The organism is Candidatus Methylomirabilota bacterium (assembly GCA_036002485.1).
Classification (GTDB): Bacteria; Methylomirabilota; Methylomirabilia; order Rokubacteriales; family CSP1-6; genus AR37.
The window spans coordinates 1-2,915 of sequence record DASYTI010000176.1; the positions used below are offsets into that span (position 1 = coordinate 1).

4 protein-coding genes are annotated in these 2,915 nt (G+C 68.5%); all 4 read left to right on the plus strand.

The window, feature by feature from the left end:
* Window positions 1-954: SDR family oxidoreductase (locus VGT00_16515; protein HEV8533028.1), on the plus strand; the 954-nt coding region annotated here is incomplete at its 5' end.
* 3 nt (window positions 955-957) lie between these two features.
* The gene (locus VGT00_16520; protein ID HEV8533029.1) at window positions 958-1,884 is read left to right on the plus strand and encodes an LLM class flavin-dependent oxidoreductase; all 927 of its coding nucleotides are present in this window, start codon (window positions 958-960) and stop codon (window positions 1,882-1,884) included.
* Between the two features lie 181 nt (window positions 1,885-2,065).
* Window positions 2,066-2,773, plus strand: a complete 708-nt coding sequence (locus VGT00_16525) for an FAD-binding oxidoreductase (protein HEV8533030.1) — start codon at window positions 2,066-2,068, stop codon at window positions 2,771-2,773.
* Between the two features lie 28 nt (window positions 2,774-2,801).
* Window positions 2,802-2,915: thiamine pyrophosphate-binding protein (locus tag VGT00_16530; protein HEV8533031.1), on the plus strand; the 114-nt coding region annotated here is incomplete at its 3' end.

Genomic DNA, 2,915 nt, shown 5'->3' on the forward strand with positions numbered 1-2,915 from the left:
GGCATCGTCAACGACATCTATCACCACACGATCTCTGTCCTCGGCGCCGCCACCTCGTTCGGGCGCTACGTGTCGCTCTCGGCCCGCGATGCCTTCGACGTCGAGTACTGGCCGCTCGAGCTCTACAAGCTGGCCCAGGCCCCGCCCGAGAAGGAGCTCGCCCGCCGCGTCGCCCTCGTCACGGGCGGCGCCTCGGGCATCGGCCGGGCCGCGGCGCTGCGTCTGGCCGTGGAGGGTGCCCACGTGGTCGTGGCGGACCTCGACGAGGCGGGCGCGCGCAAGGTGGCCGACGAGGTGGTGGCGGCCGTCGGCGGCGGGCGGGCCGTCGGTGTCGACATGGACGTGGCCAGCGAGTCTTCCGTGCGCGCCGGCTTCGAGGAGGCCGTGCTCGCCTATGGCGGCATCGACATCGTGGTCTCGAACGCGGGCATCGCCCATTCCGCGCCCGTGGACGAGATGAGTTTGGCCGAGTGGGAGCGCTCCTTTGCCGTCAACTCGACGGGCCACTTCCTCGTGGCGCGCGCAGGCATGCGGGTCCTCAAGGCCCAGGGGCTGGGCGGCGCGTTCGTCTTCGTGGCCACCAAGAACGTCATGTCGCCCGGCAAGGACTTCGCGGCCTATTCGGCGGCCAAGGCGGCCGAAGCCCAGCTCGCCAAGGTGCTGGCCCTCGAGGGCGGCCCCCACGGTATCCGCTCCAACATCGTGAACCCCGACGCCGTCTTCCGGGACTCCAAGCTCTGGTCGGAGGAGATCCGCCGCGAGCGCGCGCGCGCCCAGGGCATCACCGTGGAGCAGCTCGAGGATTTCTACCGGAAGCGCAATATCCTGGCCGTGCCCATCCTGCCCGAGGACGTGGCGGAGGCCATCCTGTTCCTCGCCTCCGACCGCTCCGCCAAGACCACGGGCTGCACCATCACCGTGGACGGCGGGGTCAAGGACGCCTTCCCGAGGTAACGCGTGACCCAGATCCGCTTCGGATGCTTTCTCGCGCCGCACCCGCCCCAGGAGCAGTTCGCCATTGCCCGGCGGGTCGAGGCACTCGGCTTCGACTCGATCTTCACCGGCGATCACGTCTCCTTCCACAATCCGCTCTACGAGTCGCTGACCCTGCTCGCCTCGTATGCCGGCATCACCAGTCGCGTCAAGCTCGGCGTGGGCGTTTACCTGCTTGCTCTTCGCCACCCCACGATCGCGGCCAAGATCACGTCGACCCTCGACGTCCTCTCGGGCGGGCGACTGATCTTCGGAGTCGGCGTGGGAGGGGAGAATCCCAAGGAGTTCGAGGCCTGCGGTATTCTGCACAACGAGCGAGGGGCGCGCGTGACCGAGGGCATCGACGTGGTGCGCCGCCTCTGGAAGGACACGCCGGCCAGCTTCAAGGGACGCTTCACCCAGTTCGAGGGCGTGAGCATCGATCCCAAGCCCGTGCAGAAGCCGGCGCCACCCATCTGGATCGGCGGGCGCTCGGACGCTGCGCTCCAGCGCGCGGGGCGCCAGGGCGACGGCTGGGTCTCCTATGTCGTGCAGCCCGAGCGCTACAAGCAGAGCCTGGAGAAGATCAACGCCACCGCGGCGGCGACCGGGCGGTCGCTCGAAGGCTTCACGCGCGGGCACCTGACCTTCATCACCATGGGCAAGGACTACGAGAGCGCCGAGCGCGTGTGGGTGGAGAAGCTCTCCAAGCGCTATGCCCAGGATTTCGGCCCGCTCGCGCGGAAGTACGGGATCATCGGCACGGCCGCCCAGTGCCTCGAGCAGCTGGGCCGCTTCGTCGAGGCGGGCTGCACGTACTTCATCCTGGATGCGATCTGCGACCCCGCTGCTGAAGCCGAGCAGATCGAGATGATGGCCGCCGCGCTGGTTCCCAAGTTCCGGAGCGCGTAGGTGGGATTCCCCTCATTTACTCAGCCCTCGCCTCAGGGCTTCGTCCTTCAGCTCGAACTGCGGCCCTCTCCCCCACTGGGGGAGAGGGATCCGGCAAGCGTCACTGGGTTCTTGCGAGTCTGTGGTTTCGAGCGCGTCTCCCTCTCCCTTCCAGGGAGAGGGTCGGGGTGAGGGTCGGTAGTTGGCGCCGAAGCCGAAGGAGGGCAAGGCGGAGGTCGCCGCCATCCGCTGGCCCCGGCCGGAAGTCATCGAGGTGGATCTCCGCATGGTCGAGCCCGCGGAGCTTCCCTTCGAGGCAGGGCAGTGGATCTCCGTGCCCTTCGGTCCCAAGACGGTGCGCGCCTGGAGCATGCTCTCCACCCCGTCGCGCAAGGGCATGCTCACGCTGTCCGTCGACGTGGCGCCCGCCGGTATGGGCTCGCAGTGGCTGCGCGGCCTCAAAGTCGGCGACGCCGTCGAGTTCAAAGGCCCCACGGGCGGCTTCATCTTCAACCGCGCCGACCCGCGCCGCGCCGTCTTCTTCGCCGAGGAGATCGGCATCGTCCCCGTGCGCTCCATCGTGGCCGATCTCTACGAGACCGGCTTCGGCCGCCCCGCCATCCTGATCTTCTGGGCGCGTGATCCCTCCTGGCTGCTCTATGACGCGGAGTTCCGCTCGCTGGCGCGCCGCTACCCCTCCTTCACCTATGTCCCCGCGGTGCGCGAGGCGCCGGCGAGCTGGCGCGGCGAGACGGGCGAGCCCGCCCAGGTGATCGACCGCCTCGTGCACAGTGTGGACCGCCTCGTCGTCTACGCGTGTGGAGGCGGCAACACCATCAACGCCGTCCGTGATGCCCTCGTCAAGAAGGGCATGGACCGCAAGAGCGTCAAGTGGGAGAAGTTCTGGTAGACGTCGCGCGCGTGCGGAAGGGAAATCCATGGCGGATCTGAACGGCGGGCATCTGGTGGCGCGGACGCTCAAGCAGGCGGGCGTGGGCCATGTCTTCACGCTCTGCGGCGGGCATATCTTGCCCATCTACGACGGCTGCGTC